The sequence below is a fragment of the Pseudomonas lactucae genome, from assembly GCF_036688725.1.
In the GTDB taxonomy this organism is placed as follows: Bacteria; Pseudomonadota; Gammaproteobacteria; order Pseudomonadales; family Pseudomonadaceae; genus Aquipseudomonas; species Aquipseudomonas lactucae.
In genome coordinates, this window is the sequence record NZ_JAQQPT010000019.1 from 84,665 (window position 1) to 100,199 (window position 15,535).

Consider the following 15,535-nt stretch of genomic DNA (forward strand, 5'->3'; position numbering starts at 1 on the left):
TGACTGACACATTGCTATCGGAAGCAAGCCCCTCCCACAGGGATAGCGCTTCGCCCAGACTCTCAGAGTTTTCCCACGACTGTTTCAGGTTGTCGCTCGGAACCGAGCTGACTAACCTCTCCGACGTCGCTGCCAATTCAGCGGCCGGATTTGACCGTCCGATTTTAAATGAGCAATAGCACCCACACCGATTTGGGCGTTTTTTCTACGCCTGATGTATCGTGTCGCGGCAGCTGTGCGCGGGATACCTTCGGGTATGCCGGATTTGCTCCTTTAGCCGGTCGGTCAACCCGCGTATAGCTGCCACCCTAATTCGTTTGACCGCGAATCGTGGCAGCTCCATTCAGAAAGGAGCTTCGCCATGATTAAAGACACCCCAAATCCCCCAGATAAACTCTTCAGCGTACGCCCTAACCTGGGCACGGAAACCCTGCTGGTCAACGTCTCCCAGGATTTAGCGTCCATCACCGACATCGCCACTCACCTGGCCTTTGAAATCGACGGTGCACAACGCAATGTGGTGCTGGGCATCTGCCGCATGCTCGAAGGCGTACAACTGCTGGTGGACAAGGCGCTGGACGAGGCTCATCCGGCGGCCTGAACGTAGACTGCATAAGGCGCCTGAGCTATCTTCGGGCGCTCCTCTCGACAGACCCGGAACAGGAAGTTACCGCTTGAGCACCTCCCCCCTACTGCGAGGCCGAACCTTCGCCCTCCTCGCCGGCATCGCCTTCGTCGCCGTGGACCAGCTTGTAAAACTCTTGGCCCTGGTTTCACTGCAGGCCAACAGCTTAAAAATCGGCTCAAACCCAATCAATCTTGCGCTGGAGCTAAGCCTCAACCCCGGCGCATTCCTGAGCCTGGGCGCCGCTTTGCCGCCTCAGGTCAAACAACTGATCTTTATCATCGGCGTAGCCGTCGTGGTGGCCTGGGCGATGGGGTGGTCCCTCTCCAACTGGAACCAGCCGCTGCGCAAAGTCTTGCCGCTGTACGCCATCGCCTTGGGCGGCATCGCCAACCTGATCGACCGGGTGTTTCGCGACGGCCATGTGGTTGATTACATGGTCCTGAACATCGGGCCAGCACATACCGGGGTGTTCAATATTGCGGATATCGCGATTACTGTCGGCGCGTTGTACCTGCTGATCGAGCTGTTCATGAAGCCGCGTAAAGCCTAGGCGTATCAGTATTGCTCCCCCTCATCGCCTCGAATTTCAGCGGTGAGGGCCTGAGCGATCGCCTTGGCTTTCACGATGCTCTCCTCGCTGTATACAAACGAGATTTGGCCACGGCGATAATCGAAATAGTAATCCTGCTGCGTGGTGGGAGAAGTCCAGTAAGCCGTTTGGTTACCGCTGATGGAAATCGTCGCTCCTGTCGTGGGATTAACGGCAGTCACTTCGTCCTGCAACACGATGGTTGGGTCACTGGCACACAAGGCACGCCATTCTTCAGGTTCTATTGCATTGCTTTCGGCACGGGCGATATGGAGTTCATAGGCCATAAAAATGTCCATCAGAGAAAAGGGAAAGATTCTTGAACTGCTAAAGCAGCCTAATACTTCCTTCAGCGTTTTTTGCCCTTCAACGTCTACGTCAACTTATCGATAACATACTGCTGAAACCAAGCTGGCTGAGTGTCCGCCACAATATCGATATCCTCGCCTTCTGTAATCTCGGCAAGTTGCGCAAAGCTGGGCTCGCCGTCTTGCGAATTGTCAAAGATATAGGCTCGATTGGATAAGAGAATCGCCTCTGACAAGTTTTCCAAAGAGCGCTTATAACGAGATCGAATCTTGTCCGGTGGTACATCATGCCCACCTGTAGAGGCCCGGTAGGCAACTCGGGCAACGTTAATATCAGCATCTGCGGTAGCAACATAGTAAACGTATACCCGATAGCCAGCAGCTTTCGCCTGCCTTAACAGCTCAATCTTGCTGCCGTCCGACATGACTGTCTCGAATGTAAAACTCACGCGCTCATCAATCAGAGACACCCGGATGAAGTCAGAAAGAGCAGAAGCTATATAAGAGTCGATGTCGCGCGAAGCAAAAATGATTCGCTCACCCTTGGCGACCAGATCGTCCAGTTTGGCGAGGGAATCGGGAAACTTTGAAAGCAGTGAATGACTGCGCAAGAACGCAATGGCGCGTTCAGCGTAGCGGTATAACCCGAAGACAGCAAAGTCAAAAACACCCGTTTCACGAATGCCCAACTCAATCGCATCGGGATTGATGTAGTTGACCAGCAGGTGGGCCGGGACTTTCGAGTTGAATGTGCTCTTTCCACTCCCGTTCGGGCCGGCGAACATACGGACACGGGGGGTGGTACTCAAACCTGAATCTGCGCCTGAGCGGAGCGACGGTCCAACAAGGATTTTTTGGTTTTCAAGCGAGTGCCAGCCTTGAGAGTGCCGTAGGTTTCCACAGGACGGATAACCAAAGTCTCCGTATTGGAAACTTTAACCAGCTGGCCAGCACGAACCACAAGCACGGACTCACCCTTGGAAAGGGCAACCTCGTAGGCATCCCTGAATGCTTTGGCCGCAATGGAGGGAATGCTCGATTCCTGGGCAAGAATCTGTGCTTCGGTAATTTGGGGCTTAACTTTTTTACGTGACATGTTGGTCTCCGGCTCAGGACAAGGGCTGATCAATGGCAATGAGCATAGATCACCTCAGGCGTCGAACACTGGCTCGACTTTACCTCAATGTGTGTCCCATGTCCTGCTGTGGGCTGCCCAACATCCTCTAAGCGGCTTCGCACTCAAAACACCGACCACCCAATCCGCTCGCTCAACAACTCCAACGCCCTGATCCCCGCCAGCGAGTTCCCCGCCGCGTTCAGCTCCGGCGACCACACGCACACCGTGAACTGCCCCGGCACCACCGCGACAATCCCCCCGCCTACTCCGCTCTTGCCCGGCAACCCAACGCGATAGGCGAAGTTGCCCGCCTCGTCATACAGCCCGCTGGTGGCCATGATCGAGTTGACTTGCTTGGTCTGGCGCGCCGTGAGGATCTGCTCGCCGCTGTGGGCGCTGGTGCCTTCGTTGGCCAGGAAGCTGAACGCCTTGGCCAGGTCCAGGCAGCTCATCTGCAAGGCGCAGTAGTTGAAGTAGCTGTGCAGCACCGCGTCGACGTCGTTGTGGAAGTTGCCGAAGGACTTCATCAAATACGCCATCGCCGCATTGCGCGCGCCGTGTTGGGCTTCGGAGTCGGCGACGACGCTGTTGACCAGGATCTGCGGGTTGCCCGACAGGCGCCGCACAAAATCGCGCATCGACAGAATCGGCACGGCGAAGCGCGATTGGTTGATGTCGCAGATCACCAGTGCGCCAGCGTTGATGAACGGATTGCGTGGCCGGCCGCGTTCGAATTCCAGCTGCACCAGGGAGTTGAACGGTTGCCCCGAAGGCTCATGGCCCAGGCGCTCCCAGATGCTTTCGCCGCCGTGGTCGATGGCCTGCACCAGGCTGAACACCTTGGAAATGCTCTGCACCGAGAACAGCGTATCGGCGTCGCCGGCGCGGTAGGCCGAGCCGTCGTTGCCGTACACGGCGATACCCAGTTGGTTGGCCGGTACATCGGCCAGCGCGGGAATGTAATCGGCAACTTTGCCGAGGCCGATCAGGGGGCGCACTTCGTCGAGGATCGACTCCAGCAGCGCCTGCATGTCTTGTCCGGTCATCTTGGTTTGGATCAATGGTTGGCGGGGCGCGCAGGATACTTCAATGCGCGCGCAAGCCCCACACAATCTCTACCACCCGCTCGGCCACCACCAGATAAACCAGGATCAGCAACAGCTGCAAGGCCAGGTGATAACGCAACTTGGCCAACCGGCGAATACCATCGCTGACGTTCAAGAACATCAACACCGTGGACAGAATGACCAACCCCCACCCCGCCACATCGGACGCAAACACGCCGATAAACAGGTGCTGTTGGCCGACGACTGCGTTGGTGCCCGCCGCAAACAGCAACGCACACACCAGCAGGTTTTTCACATTGTCGAAGACCTGCGTACTCAGGTCGTTTTCCAGCAACGCTAAATATCGCGTCCATAACGTGCGCATAGGTCATTACCGGGTAGGGATCGCTCGTCAGTCAAAGTAGTTCAATTGCCCCCGCACCGCTCGCCGACCGGCGAGAATGGCCTGCCCCTCGCGACAGATCGGTGTTGCCCCATCAAAAATACGCCACATCCGACACTCGCTCATCCAGCACATCCCGCGCCAGCGCCCATGCCTGGTCTTTGGACTCCACCACCAGCAACGGATAGCCCCAGGCCTTGCCGAACATCGCCGCAAACGGTCTGAGTGCCAAGCGTTTAGCAGCGCTGGGTTCTACCTGGATCATGCCTTTGACGAACGTGCGCAGCGCCTGTCGGTGTTTCTTCATCCAGATCGAGGCTTGCTTGCGCTGCTCATGGGAATGTTCGTGATTGTTTTCGTCCACGGCTTTTTCGTGCAACAGCAGGAAGGATTGCTGCCGTGCCAACAGGTCTTCAAAGACCCGGAAGGCGTCCTCCGGCCCGCCCTGGTTCGGGGCATCGAAGACGATTTTGACCACAGGGAATGTTGTACTGTCGAGTCGCATGGCAAAGCTCCTTAATGAGAGTGGATCTCAATATAAAGCTCGAACCACTGGACGGCATTGCACAGAATAGCCAGACTGTTTCGCAACCCGGCCAACCTGCGATCACCGCCATGAAGCACCACCGCCTTGATCTGCTCGACCCGCTCACGGCCAAGGATGCCGATGTGGTCCCCCGCGCCGTGGTGGCCGTGGGTGCCAGCAGCACCTCGGACGCCTGGGAACATGCCCAGCACACCCACCGCAAGGGCCAGTTGATGTACACACTGCGTGGGGTCATCCACTGCGAAATCGAAGCGGGGATCTGGATCGTGCCGCCCCAGTGCGCACTGTGGATTCCCGGCGGCACGCCGCATTCGGCACGCGGCTCAGGCGCGGCGCAAGTGTATTGCCTGCTGATCGAGCCTGATGCCGCCCGCGCACTGGCGCCACGCTGCTGCACCCTGGCGGTGTCGGGCCTGCTGCATGAATTGATCAGCAAGGCCGTGAGTTTCCCGCAGTTATATGACGAGGCCGGCCCCCAGGGGCGCTTGATCAACACGTTACTGGATGAACTGGCCGCCGCGCCGGTCGAAGCCCTGCACCTGCCCATGCCTCAGGACGCACGCTTGCGCCGCCTGGCCAATAGCCTGCTGGCCGACCCGGCCGATAAAGCCACCCTGGGCCAGTGGGCGGTGCGCATCGGCATGAGCGAACGCAGCATGACCCGCCTGTTACTGGAGGAACTGGGCCTGAGCTTCGGCCGCTGGCGCCGGCAGTTGCATGTGATCCTGTCCCTGCAAGGGTTGGCCAAGGGTGAAAGTGTGCAGCGGGTGGCGCTGGATCTGGGTTATGAAAACGCCAGCGGCTTCATCACCATGTTCCGCAAGGCGGTGGGCCAGCCGCCGGCGCGTTACTTGGCGGACCGTGCCGGGGTGCTCAGCGCAACCAGTCAAACCATTGCGCTGAAAGACGCCCACTGAATTCATCGAAGTGCGCAAAAAGCGACCTAAGCTCAGGCCTAAAGATTATTTATCGAATGGTTTTTAGAACTTTATGCTTGGTCCAATTTCGTTGAACATCGAGCGTGCCATGTCCCTACGTCGTCCCCTCGCTGCTGTCTTCGGGTTGTTGGCCTTGTCTCTCAGCGTGAGCGTGCAAGCCCAGGAAACCCTGCGCATCGGTTACCAAAAATCCTCTACCTTGATTACCCTGCTCAAAACCCAGGGCACCCTGGAAAAAGCCCTCAAGGCCGACGACATTGACGTGAGCTGGCACGAGTTCCCCAGCGGCCTGCCGCTGCTCGAAGCACTGAACGTGGGCAATGTGGACATCAGCGCCGACGTCGCCGACACCGTGCCGATCTTCGCCCAGGCCGCCCAGGCCAAACTCACCTACTTCGCCCAGGAAGCGCCCTCGCCTTCGGCCCAGGCCATCGTGGTGCGCAAGGACTCGCCGATCCAGCAACTGGCGGATTTGAAAGGCAAGAAAATCGCCGTGACCAAGGCGGCCGGCACCCACTACCTGCTCATCGCCGCGCTGAATAAAGCCGGCCTGGCCTTCGCGGATATCGAACCGGCGTACCTGTCACCCGCCGACGGTCGCGCAGCGTTCGAGAACAACAAGGTCGACGCCTGGGTCACCTGGGAACCCTTCCTCACCAGCGTGCAGCGACAACTGCCGACACGCACCCTGGCCGATGGCGCGGGGCTGGCGAGTTACAAGCGCTATTACCTGACCGGTACGCCTTACGCCAAGGCGCATCCGCAGGTGTTGAAGGTGGTGTATGCGCAGTTGGAACAGGCCGGACAATGGGTGAAAAACCACCCGCAGGAGGCGGCAAAAGTGCTGGGGCCGTTGTGGGGCAACCTGGATGTGGCCACGGTGGAAGCGGCGAATGCGCACCGCAGCTATCAGGTGCAACCGGTGACGGTGGACCAGTTGGGGGAGCAGCAGAAGATTGCCGATGCGTTCTTCAGGGCGGGGTTGTTGCCCAGGGCGGTGGATGCGAAAGATGTGCAGACGTGGAGGCCTTGAGACTGAACACGGTTAAGAACATGTGGGAGGAGGCTTGCCCCCTCCCACATTGGATTTGCATATGGCATTAGAGAAGTGTGCGGGCAAGGGCCTTTTTCCATGCTAAATAGCGCCCTGCCATCGCCGGGTCTTCCTGCGGCTCGAAGCGCTCGCGCTGGCGCTCCAACTGCTCCAGTGCGTCATCACTCGCCCACACTCCCAACGCCCGCCCGGCCAGATGCGCCGCGCCCAGCGCCGACACTTCCGGCGACAGGCTGCGCACCACCGGGCGTTGCAGCAGGTTGGCCAGAAACTGCATCAGCCAACGGTTGCGTGTGGCGCCGCCGTCCACCCACAGCTCCTTCAGCGGGCTGCCGATGTCCTGCTGCATCGCTTCGAATACGTCACGAATCTGATAGCCGATGGACTCCAGCGACGCACGCAGGATATGCGCGCCCGAGGCGGCTTCCGTCAGCCCGCAGATCAACCCACGTGCATCGGCTTTCCAATGCGGTGCGCCCAGACCCGAGAGGGCCGGCACGAAGTACACGCCGCCGTTGTCCGGAAGTTGCGCCGCTTGCTCGGTCAGGGCATCCAGGGATTCCCCGGCCACCAGTCGCGAGGCCCATTGCACGGCGGCGCCGGTGTGGACGATGTTGCCTTCCATGCCGAACGTGGGTTTCACGCCGTCATGCCAGGCCAGGGTGGTCGACAGGCCATGGGTGGACGCAATCGCGCCGCTCATGGGCGTCATCAACGACGAGCCGGTGCCGAGGGTGGCCTTGACCAACCCCGGCGCAAAACCGCCCTGCCCGTAGAGCGCGGCGTGGGAGTCGCCGATCATCGACATCACCGGGACACCCGCAGGCAAGCCGCCCACGGCGACGGTTTCAGCGAAGAATCCGGCGCTGGGCTGGATCGGTGCCAGCGCCGCCAACGGAATGGCAAACAGGTCCAGCAACTCGGGATCCCAGGCGCAGGTGTGCAGGTTGAACAGCTGCGTGCGCGCCGCGTTGGAATAGTCGGTGGCAAACACCCGGCCGCCGCTGAGTTGCCACAGCAGCCAACTGTCGACGGTGCCCAGGCAGATCTCACCGGCAGCGGCGCGAGCATGGCCGTTGTCCAGGTGGTCGAGAATCCAGCGGAACTTACCGGCGGAAAACATCGGGTCGAGGGCCAGCCCCGTTTTTTCCAGGATCAGTGCTTCGTGCCCTTGCGCGTGCAGTTCGGCGCACAATGCCGTGGAGCGTCGGCACTGCCAGCTGATGCACGGCGACAGCGGTTCGCCGCTGCGCCGGTCCCAGGCCACCACCGATTCACGCTGGTTGCTGATCGCCAATGCGGTGATCGGCCGGTCCACCTGGGCCAGGCATTCTTCCATTGCGGCCAGGGTGCTGTGCCAGATAAACAGCGGGTCCTGTTCGGAAAAACCGGCCTGGGGATGGCTGACGCTCAGCGGCCGCGAACCGCGAGCGATCACCTGCCCCCGTTCGTTGACCAGCACCGCCTTGGCGTTGCTGGTGCCTTCGTCGATCGCAAGGATCAGTGGAGTGTGGTTATTCATGGGTTCACCGCAACCGAGTGGCAGCCGCCACAATCCCAGCCGCGTCGATGTTATGCAAGGCGCGGGTCGGTTCACGCGCGCCGGCAGCGGCGTATTCGCCATCGCCGATGCCCAGGCGGATTAAAGGAATGCCCAGCCCGGCCTCGGCCAGCACTTCGGCGACCAGGCTGCCGACGCCGCCGTTGATGTTGTGTTCTTCCACGCTGATGACCGCGCGAGTGCCGCTCAGGGCGCTGAGCAACACGTCGCGCTGCAATGGTCGGATCGATGACAGGTTGATCACCTGCGCCTGGATGCCCTGCTCCGCCAGCAAGGCAGCGGCGTCCACGGCTTCATGCACCACCGAGCCCAAGGCGACGATGCTCACGTCCGCGCCCTGACGCAGGATATCCACCTGGCCGGGTTGGAAGTGGTAGTCGCCAGCGTGCACATCTGGGAGGGCCTTACCGTCGAGACGGATATACACCGGACCGTGGTAACGCAGCGCGTAATCGACAATCTGCCGGCACTCGATGGCATCGGCCGGCGCGAAGATCTGTACATTGCCAAAGCCGCGCATCACCGAAATATCGTCGAGGCTGTGGTGGGTGCTGGCGAGCGGGCCATAACTGGTGCCGGCGTTGAGGCCGAACATCTTCACATTGGCCTGGTTGTAGCAAACGTCGACCTTGATCTGCTCATTGGCGCGCGAGATCAAAAACGGCGCGGCGTTGCAGGTGGCGGCGATCTTGCCGCCCAGGGCCAACCCCGCCGCCACGCTCACCAGCGACTGCTCGGCAATCCCGACGTTGATCAAGCGCTCCGGGAAGCGCTGGGCAAACGGGCCGATCTTGGCCGTGGAGGTGGAGTCGCTGACCACCGGCACCACGTCCAGCCCGGCATCGACCGCGTCAATAAAAGCTTGCACCATGACGCTCGCCAAATGTTCATTCGCCATGGTTCAACTCCTCCAGTGCCGCATTGATTTCATCGCCCTTGGGCACGCGGTGGTGCCATTCGGGGCGGGCTTCGATAAAGGACACGCCCTTGCCTTTGATGGTGTGGGCGATCAGCACCTGGGGCGCGCCGGTTTGGGTCTGCATGTTTTCCAGGCTGTGGATCAGCTGGCCCACGTCGTTGCCGTCGCACTCGCTGACGCTGAAGCCGAAGGCCGCCCATTTCACGTCCAACGGGTCGAGGGGCATGATCTCGGCGGTCAGGCCGGCCAGTTGCAGCTTGTTCTTGTCGACGATCACAAACAGGTTATCCAACCCGTACTTGGCCGCCGCCATCGCCGCTTCCCAGTTGGAGCCTTCGGCTAGTTCGCCGTCGCCGGTCAGCACATAGATGCGCTTTTTACTGCCGGACATCTTCGCCGCCAAGGCCAGCCCTACCGCCACCGGCAAGCCGTGGCCGAGGGCGCCGGTGTTGAGTTCGATGCCGGGGGTTTTCTGGCGCACCGGGTGGCCGGGCAAGTGCGAATTGAAGTGCTGATACGTCGGCAGCCACGCCTCGGGGATATAGCCCGCCTGCGCCAGACAGCAATACAGACCACCGACGCCGTGGCCCTTGCTCTGGATATAGATATCGCGCTCGGGGTCTTCGGTACGTTCCGGGCCGATGTTGAGGATGCGGAAATACAGGGTGGCGAGGATGTCGGTTTCCGACAGGTCCGCCCCCGTATGGCCGCCGGCCGGTGAATCGGCGTTCAGGCGGATCACATGGCGGCGGATCAGGCGGGCCTGTTCCTTGATCTGGTGGACGTCGTACTGGAAGGCATTCATGCAGCGGCTCCTGTGGGGCTGACCACGTGAGTTGAAAGTGCCGAAAGCTGTATTTGAATATTTATTCAGCAGTGACAATATATTTCTATTTAGACGCCGATCTTCCGCGCGGTCAAGTGAGCGATCGGTGTAAAAATGAAAAAAGCCGAAGAAATATCACTCGGACAAACGGACAAAACCCCAAAGGAGCCGGTCTACTCCGTGGCTTTTCACCTCGATAAAGCGGCGTTTTAAAGGCCTACCTGAAAAATTAAGCGCTTGACTTTGCCACGGTGTCACTGGAATCTGAATTAACAGTCAGGCACGCATAAATATTCACGACGCCTGAAAGCACTCCAAAAAAAATAAATCAGGAGAACACTGTGGACGCCAAAGCGATTGTCCAGCACCCGGACGAACTCACGCCGCCACCCCGCCCCCGCCTAGTGAAACTGCTGCCGAGCAATATCGGCGGCCCGTTGATTGGCCTAGTGCTGCTGGTGCTGGTCTTCTCCTTCAGCTCCGAATTCTTCTTCTCCTTGCGCAATGGCCTGAACATTCTTGATCAGGTCACGGTGCTGGGCATCCTGGCGATTGGCATGACGGCGGTGATCGTGATCGGCGGCATTGATCTGTCGGTCGGCTCGGTACTGGCCTTCTCGATGATGATGCTCGGCTGGCTCTATCAGGACCAGGCGGTGCCGCTGGGCTTTGCGATTCCGATCTCGATTGCCACCGGCATGCTGGCCGGGCTGGTGTCCGGCGGGTTGATCACCTACGCCAAATTGCCGCCGTTCATTGCCACGCTGACCATGATGTCGGTGGCCCGCGGCCTGGCGAACATCCTCACCGAAGGCCGGCAGGTGGTCGGATTTCCAGAGTGGTTCACCAGCCTGGCCACGGTGCGGCATTTCGGCTTTTTGTCGGCCACCGTCGGGCTGTTCCTGGTGATGCTGCTGGTGGCCTGGGTGTTCCTGCGCTTTCGCGCCGGTGGCCGCAACCTCTACGCCATGGGCGGCAGCCCGGAAGTGGCGCGCCTGTCCGGCATCAAGGTGCGCGCAATTACCTTGTGGGTGTACGCCATCAGCGGCGCCCTCGCCGGGATCGCCGCCGTAACCCTGGCCGCACGCCTGGACTCGTCGCAACCGAGTGCGGGTTTGAGCCTGGAACTGGACGCCATCGCCGCCGTGGTCATCGGCGGCGCCAGCCTCAGCGGCGGCGTCGGCAGCATCGGCGGCACGCTGGTGGGTGTGCTGATCATTGGCGTGTTGCGCAATGGCCTCAACCTGCTGGGCGTTTCCCCGTTTATTCAACAAGTGGTGATCGGCGTAGTCATCGCCCTCGCCGTCACCATCGATACCTTGCGACGCCGTACCAGCACTGCCCGTTAGACCTGTTCGACAGTTGACACCCTCCAACAATAAAACCAGGAGTCACCGACATGTTCAGCCCCAAGAAATTGCTTATCGCTACCGCTCTGGCTGCCGCCACCCTCACCGCCGCCGGCACCACCTGGGCCAAGGACCTGACCATCGGCCTGGCCGTGGCTAATCTTCAGGCCGACTTCTTCAACCAGATCAAGCAATCGGTGGAAGCCGAGGGCAAGGCCAAGGGGATCAAGGTGATCACCGTGGACGCCCAGGGCAACTCCTCCACCCAGGTCAGCCAGATTGAAGACTTGATCACCCGCCAGATCGATGTGCTGATCTACATTCCGGCCGGCGCCACCGCCGCCGGTGTACCGGTGAAAGCCGCCAAGGCCGCCGGCATCCCGGTGATCGCCGTGGACCGCAACGCCCCCGACGCACCGGGCGATACCTTCATCGCCAGCGACAGCGTGGCCGGTGCCAAGACCCTGGCTGAATACGTGGGCAAGATCACCGACGGCAAAGGCCGCATCGCGATTCTGCAAGGCCAGATCGGCACCACTCCCGAGAACGATCGCGCCAAGGGTTTTGCCGAGGGCCTCAAAGCCTTCCCGGACCTCAAGGTCGTGGCCCAGCAACCGGCCGAATGGGCCCAGGACAAAGGCTTCGCCGTAGCCCAGGACCTGCTCCAGCGTGACCCGAACATTACCGTGTTCTTCGGCCGCGCCGATGCCATGGCGCTGGGCGCCGCACAAGCGGTCAAGGTCGGTAACCTCGATCACAAAGTGGTGATCGTCGGCTTCGACGGCGACGTCGCCGGGCTCAAGGCGGTGGAAAGCGGTGTACTCAATGCGACCATGACCCAGCAGACCCAGAAAATGGGGCGCCTGGCAGTGGCGTCGGCCATCGATTTGAAAGCCGGCAAAACCCTGCCCAAGGAGCAACTGCTGCCCACCGTGCTGACCACCAAAGAAAACGTCGCGCCGTTCCTGCAACAGCACCCGTAACCCTGGGAGGTCTTCATGCACGCAGCAGCTCTGGACACAGCCGCCGATGCGGTGCTGTGCCTGCGCAACATCAGCAAGGCCTATGGCCCGGTGCAGGTGTTGTCGCAGGTGAACGTGGATATTCGCCCCGGTGAAGTGCTGGCCCTGCTCGGCGAGAACGGTGCGGGCAAGTCGACCTTGTCGTCGATCATTGCCGGCCTCGTGCAACCCGAGGCCGGCGCCAGCATGACCTGGCTGGGCGCGCCCTACGCGCCCGCTTCGCCGGGGGCGGCCCTGGGCGCCGGTATCGGCCTGATCCACCAGGAAATCCGCCTGCTGCCGCAACTGTCGATCGCCGAGAATATCTTCGTCGGTCGCCTGCCCATGCGTCACGGGCGGGTGGACCGCGCCTACATCGAGACCCAGGCGCAGATCCAGCTGGAGCGCCTGGGGCTCAAGGTACCGGCGTCGCGCAAGGTCGAAGGCCTGAGCGTGGCGGCCCAGCAACTGGTGGAAATCGCCAAGGCGCTGACCCTCAAGGCGCGCTTGTTGATCCTCGATGAACCCACTGCCGCCTTAGGCGGTGAGGAAACCGAGTTGCTGTTCCAGCAGGTGGAGCGGCTCAAGGCCGAAGGCGTGTCGTTTATCTATATCAGCCACCGCCTGGAAGAAATCGCGCGCATTGCCGACCGTGTATTGGTGCTGCGCGACGGGCGCCAGATCGCCTTGCATGCCACTGCGCAAGTGCCGGTGCGTGAGCTGGTGGAGCAGATGGTCGGGCGCAGCCTGGAGCGGATTTTCCCCACCCTGCAACTGCCGCAGGACAAGGTCATGTTGCAGGTCAAGGACATGCGTTGCCGCGAGTTTGCCCTGCACGGCATCGACTTCAGCGTGCGTGCCGGTGAGGTGTTCGGCATTGCCGGCGTGGTCGGCGCCGGGCGGACCGAACTGGTGCGCACCCTGGCCGGCGCGGCGCAGGACATCCAGGGGCACATGGTGCTGGATGGCGAAGTGCGCCAGTTGCGTTCGCCGTTCGAGGCGATCCAGGCCGGTGTGGTGCTGGTGCCCGAAGACCGCAAGCAACAAGGCGTCGTGGTGGAACATCGCATCGAAGACAACCTGATCTACGGCAACACCGATCTGCTGGATAAACGTGGCTGGGTGCTGCCTGCCCCGCTGCGCGAATTCGCGCGCACGGCGGTGGCGCGCCTGGGCGTGAAAGGTGCGCCGCAGTCGCGGATCTCCAGCTTGTCCGGGGGTAACCAGCAGAAAGTGATCATTGCCAAATGGCTGGCGCGCAATCCCAAGGTGTTCATTCTGGATGAGCCTACACGCGGCATTGACGTGGGCGCGCGGGCGGCGATCTATGAGGTGATCGCGGACCTGGCGGCCAAGGGCATGGCGGTGATTGTGGTGAGCTCGGACCTGGATGAGGTGCTGGGGTTGTCCCATCGGGTGATGGTGATGAGCCGGGGGCGGCAGATGGGGATTCTGGAACGGGGTGAGGCTACGCCGGTTTCGGTGATGGAGATGGCCACCGCCTGACTCACAAACATTGAAGGCCCAATGTGGGAGGGGCTTGCCCCCGATAGCAGTGGTTCAGTTACAGATGCATCTACTGACACTCCCTCATCGGGAGCAAGCCCCCTCCCACAGGGGTCCGCTGTGAATTCAAGAATGGAGTAATTTCATGCAGCTTTTTAGTCTTCAGGGCCAAGTAGCTTTTGTAACCGGCGCAGGCAGCGGCATTGGCCAGGCCATTGCCGTCGGCCTCGCCGAAGCCGGTGCCGATGTCGCCTGTTTTGACCTGCCCGGCAGCCCCGGCATCGCCAGCACCGTCGAACGCATCCAGAGCCTGGGCCGTCGCGCCCTGGCCTTGAGCGGCACGGTCACCGAGCGCGCCGCGCTGGATGCCGCCGTGGCGCGTACCGAAAGCGAACTGGGCGAACTCAGCGTCGCGGTCAACTGCGCCGGCATCGCCAACGCCCAGGCCGCCGAGGACCTGGAGCTGCAACGCTGGCAAACCACCCTGGACATCAACCTCACCGGCATCTTCCTCAGTTGCCAGGCCCAGGCCGCGGTGATGTTGCCGCGTGGCAAAGGCGCCATCGTCAACATCGCCTCCATGTCGGGCAGCATCGTCAACCGTGGCCTGTTGCAGGCGCACTACAACACCTCCAAGGCCGGGGTGATCCACCTGAGCAAAAGCCTGGCGATGGAATGGGCGGACAAGGGCCTGCGCGTCAATTGCATCAGCCCCGGCTACACCGCCACGCCGATGAATTCGCGGCCGGAAGTCGCCGACCAGGTGAAGATTTTTGAACAGACCACGCCCATGGGCCGCATGGCCAGCGTGGACGAAATGGTCGGCCCCGCGATCTTCCTGGTCAGCCAGGCCTCGTCTTTCTGCACCGGTGTCGACCTGCTGGTCGATGGCGGTTTTGTCTGCTGGTAGGAGCCCATCATGTCGCAACGATTCAGCGGTAAAACCATCGTCATCACCGGCGCCTGCCGTGGCATCGGCGCCGGCATCGCCGAGCGCTTTGCCCAGGAAGGCGCCAACCTGGTGCTGGCCTCCAACGACCTGGAGCGGGTGACCTTCACCGCCGACCAACTGGCACGGGAGTATGGCGTCAGCGCCCTCGCCCTCGGCATCGACGTGACCCGCGAAAGTGACATCGAACGCCTCTACCGCGAAGGTCACGCACGCTTCGGCAGTATCGACGTGTCGGTGCAGAACGCCGGCATCATCACCATCGACCACTACGACAGCATGCCCCGCGCCGACTTCGACAAGGTGCTGCAGGTCAACACCACCGGCGTATGGCTGGGTTGCCGGGAGGCGGCCAAGTACATGGTCAAGCAAGGCAGCGGACGCTTGATCAACACCTCATCCGGCCAGGGCCGCCAGGGCTTTATCTACACGCCGCACTACGCCGCGAGCAAGATGGGCGTGATCGGCATTACCCAGAGCCTGTCCCTGGAGCTGGCGCGGCATAACATCACGGTCAATGCGTTCTGCCCCGGCATCATCGAAAGCGAGATGTGGGACTACAATGACCGCGTGTGGGGCGAGATCCTCAGCACCGACGAAAAACGCTACGCCAAGGGTGAGCTGATGGCCGAATGGGTCAGGAACATCCCCCTGCGCCGCGCCGGTAAACCCTCGGATGTCGCGGGGTTGGTGGCGTTCCTGGCCTCCGATGACGCGGCTTACCTGACCGGCCAGGCGATCAATATCGACGGCGGCCTGATCATGTCGTGAGGGTTTGGTATCCTCACGGCCAT

Annotated in this window: 18 protein-coding genes; 9 read left to right on the forward strand and 9 right to left on the reverse strand. The window is 61.2% G+C overall.

The window, feature by feature from the left end; translation table 11 throughout:
* Positions 1–361: 361 nt before the first annotated feature.
* The gene (locus tag V6M90_RS21545; RefSeq protein WP_141064749.1) at positions 362–601 is read left to right on the forward strand and encodes a DUF6124 family protein; all 240 of its coding nucleotides are present in this window, start codon (positions 362–364) and stop codon (positions 599–601) included.
* A gap of 73 nt (positions 602–674) precedes the next feature.
* A complete protein-coding gene (lspA, locus tag V6M90_RS21550) occupies positions 675–1,178 on the forward strand; it encodes a signal peptidase II (RefSeq protein ID WP_003174502.1) in 504 nt (167 codons plus the stop codon).
* A gap of 5 nt (positions 1,179–1,183) precedes the next feature.
* Here the strand turns inward: lspA and V6M90_RS21555 are convergent, their stop codons facing one another.
* From V6M90_RS21555 to V6M90_RS21580, 6 genes are all read right to left on the reverse strand, one after another.
* Entirely contained in the window at positions 1,184–1,504 is a 321-nt protein-coding gene (locus tag V6M90_RS21555; protein WP_042945808.1) for a hypothetical protein, read from the reverse strand.
* Between the two features lie 86 nt (positions 1,505–1,590).
* Positions 1,591–2,334 (reverse strand): zeta toxin family protein, encoded by a 744-nt coding sequence (locus tag V6M90_RS21560; RefSeq protein ID WP_258317860.1) that lies wholly within the window; start codon positions 2,332–2,334, stop codon positions 1,591–1,593.
* Positions 2,331–2,621 (reverse strand): hypothetical protein, encoded by a 291-nt coding sequence (locus V6M90_RS21565; RefSeq protein WP_003174505.1) that lies wholly within the window; start codon positions 2,619–2,621, stop codon positions 2,331–2,333. Before V6M90_RS21565 ends, V6M90_RS21560 begins: the two co-directional genes overlap by 4 nt.
* Positions 2,622–2,764: 143 nt before the next feature.
* On the reverse strand, positions 2,765–3,673 hold the full coding sequence (glsB, locus tag V6M90_RS21570) for a glutaminase B (RefSeq protein WP_003174506.1): 909 nt from the start codon (positions 3,671–3,673) through the stop codon (positions 2,765–2,767).
* 55 nt (positions 3,674–3,728) lie between these two features.
* Entirely contained in the window at positions 3,729–4,073 is a 345-nt protein-coding gene (locus V6M90_RS21575) for a hypothetical protein (protein ID WP_141064751.1), read from the reverse strand.
* A 112-nt stretch (positions 4,074–4,185) separates the two neighbouring features.
* Positions 4,186–4,596 carry a hypothetical protein gene (locus tag V6M90_RS21580; protein ID WP_003174509.1) on the reverse strand — a complete coding sequence of 137 codons (411 nt, stop codon included), beginning with the start codon at positions 4,594–4,596 and terminating at the stop codon, positions 4,186–4,188.
* A gap of 110 nt (positions 4,597–4,706) precedes the next feature.
* Here V6M90_RS21580 and V6M90_RS21585 point away from each other — a divergent pair, with 110 nt between their 5' ends.
* Positions 4,707–5,555: an AraC family transcriptional regulator gene (locus V6M90_RS21585; protein WP_141064774.1), complete on the forward strand. Its 849-nt coding sequence runs from the start codon at positions 4,707–4,709 to the stop codon at positions 5,553–5,555.
* 109 nt (positions 5,556–5,664) lie between these two features.
* Positions 5,665–6,609 (forward strand): aliphatic sulfonate ABC transporter substrate-binding protein, encoded by a 945-nt coding sequence (locus V6M90_RS21590; RefSeq protein WP_141064753.1) that lies wholly within the window; start codon positions 5,665–5,667, stop codon positions 6,607–6,609.
* Between the two features lie 67 nt (positions 6,610–6,676).
* Here V6M90_RS21590 and V6M90_RS21595 read toward each other — a convergent pair whose 3' ends face one another.
* From V6M90_RS21595 to V6M90_RS21605, 3 genes are read right to left on the reverse strand one after another with little or no spacing between them, the layout of a single operon-like run.
* On the reverse strand, positions 6,677–8,152 hold the full coding sequence (locus V6M90_RS21595) for an FGGY family carbohydrate kinase (RefSeq protein ID WP_332847116.1): 1,476 nt from the start codon (positions 8,150–8,152) through the stop codon (positions 6,677–6,679).
* 4 nt (positions 8,153–8,156) lie between these two features.
* Positions 8,157–9,089, reverse strand: a complete 933-nt coding sequence (locus tag V6M90_RS21600; protein WP_332847117.1) for a transketolase family protein — start codon at positions 9,087–9,089, stop codon at positions 8,157–8,159.
* Positions 9,079–9,915 carry a transketolase gene (locus V6M90_RS21605; RefSeq protein ID WP_332847118.1) on the reverse strand — a complete coding sequence of 279 codons (837 nt, stop codon included), beginning with the start codon at positions 9,913–9,915 and terminating at the stop codon, positions 9,079–9,081. Before V6M90_RS21605 ends, V6M90_RS21600 begins: the two co-directional genes overlap by 11 nt.
* A gap of 362 nt (positions 9,916–10,277) precedes the next feature.
* On the opposite strand from V6M90_RS21605, the gene V6M90_RS21610 reads away from it, so the two are divergent.
* From V6M90_RS21610 to V6M90_RS21630, 5 genes are all read left to right on the forward strand, one after another.
* Entirely contained in the window at positions 10,278–11,285 is a 1,008-nt protein-coding gene (locus tag V6M90_RS21610; RefSeq protein WP_332847119.1) for an ABC transporter permease, read from the forward strand.
* A gap of 50 nt (positions 11,286–11,335) precedes the next feature.
* The gene (locus tag V6M90_RS21615) at positions 11,336–12,268 is read left to right on the forward strand and encodes a sugar ABC transporter substrate-binding protein (RefSeq protein WP_003174516.1); all 933 of its coding nucleotides are present in this window, start codon (positions 11,336–11,338) and stop codon (positions 12,266–12,268) included.
* 15 nt (positions 12,269–12,283) lie between these two features.
* Positions 12,284–13,792: a sugar ABC transporter ATP-binding protein gene (locus V6M90_RS21620; RefSeq protein WP_332847120.1), complete on the forward strand. Its 1,509-nt coding sequence runs from the start codon at positions 12,284–12,286 to the stop codon at positions 13,790–13,792.
* A gap of 145 nt (positions 13,793–13,937) precedes the next feature.
* A complete protein-coding gene (locus V6M90_RS21625; RefSeq protein ID WP_003174518.1) occupies positions 13,938–14,702 on the forward strand; it encodes an SDR family oxidoreductase in 765 nt (254 codons plus the stop codon).
* Between the two features lie 9 nt (positions 14,703–14,711).
* Positions 14,712–15,512 (forward strand): SDR family oxidoreductase, encoded by an 801-nt coding sequence (locus tag V6M90_RS21630; RefSeq protein WP_003174519.1) that lies wholly within the window; start codon positions 14,712–14,714, stop codon positions 15,510–15,512.
* Positions 15,513–15,535: the final 23 nt, after the last annotated feature.

Excerpts from the sequence above, each read along its gene's own strand:
- V6M90_RS21545 (WP_141064749.1), top strand. The coding sequence starts at position 362 with ATGATTAAAGACACCCCAAATCCCCCAGATAAACTCTTCAGCGTACGC.
- V6M90_RS21555 (WP_042945808.1), bottom strand. The coding sequence starts at position 1,504 with ATGGCCTATGAACTCCATATCGCCCGTGCCGAAAGCAATGCAATAGAA.
- V6M90_RS21565 (WP_003174505.1), bottom strand. The coding sequence starts at position 2,621 with ATGTCACGTAAAAAAGTTAAGCCCCAAATTACCGAAGCACAGATTCTT.
- glsB (WP_003174506.1), bottom strand. The coding sequence starts at position 3,673 with ATGCAGGCGCTGCTGGAGTCGATCCTCGACGAAGTGCGCCCCCTGATC.
- V6M90_RS21575 (WP_141064751.1), bottom strand. The coding sequence starts at position 4,073 with ATGCGCACGTTATGGACGCGATATTTAGCGTTGCTGGAAAACGACCTG.
- V6M90_RS21580 (WP_003174509.1), bottom strand. The coding sequence starts at position 4,596 with ATGCGACTCGACAGTACAACATTCCCTGTGGTCAAAATCGTCTTCGAT.
- V6M90_RS21585 (WP_141064774.1), top strand. The coding sequence starts at position 4,707 with ATGAAGCACCACCGCCTTGATCTGCTCGACCCGCTCACGGCCAAGGAT.
- V6M90_RS21590 (WP_141064753.1), top strand. The coding sequence starts at position 5,665 with ATGTCCCTACGTCGTCCCCTCGCTGCTGTCTTCGGGTTGTTGGCCTTG.
- V6M90_RS21595 (WP_332847116.1), bottom strand. The coding sequence starts at position 8,152 with ATGAATAACCACACTCCACTGATCCTTGCGATCGACGAAGGCACCAGC.
- V6M90_RS21600 (WP_332847117.1), bottom strand. The coding sequence starts at position 9,089 with ATGGCGAATGAACATTTGGCGAGCGTCATGGTGCAAGCTTTTATTGAC.
- V6M90_RS21605 (WP_332847118.1), bottom strand. The coding sequence starts at position 9,915 with ATGAATGCCTTCCAGTACGACGTCCACCAGATCAAGGAACAGGCCCGC.
- V6M90_RS21615 (WP_003174516.1), top strand. The coding sequence starts at position 11,336 with ATGTTCAGCCCCAAGAAATTGCTTATCGCTACCGCTCTGGCTGCCGCC.
- V6M90_RS21620 (WP_332847120.1), top strand. The coding sequence starts at position 12,284 with ATGCACGCAGCAGCTCTGGACACAGCCGCCGATGCGGTGCTGTGCCTG.
- V6M90_RS21625 (WP_003174518.1), top strand. The coding sequence starts at position 13,938 with ATGCAGCTTTTTAGTCTTCAGGGCCAAGTAGCTTTTGTAACCGGCGCA.
- V6M90_RS21630 (WP_003174519.1), top strand. The coding sequence starts at position 14,712 with ATGTCGCAACGATTCAGCGGTAAAACCATCGTCATCACCGGCGCCTGC.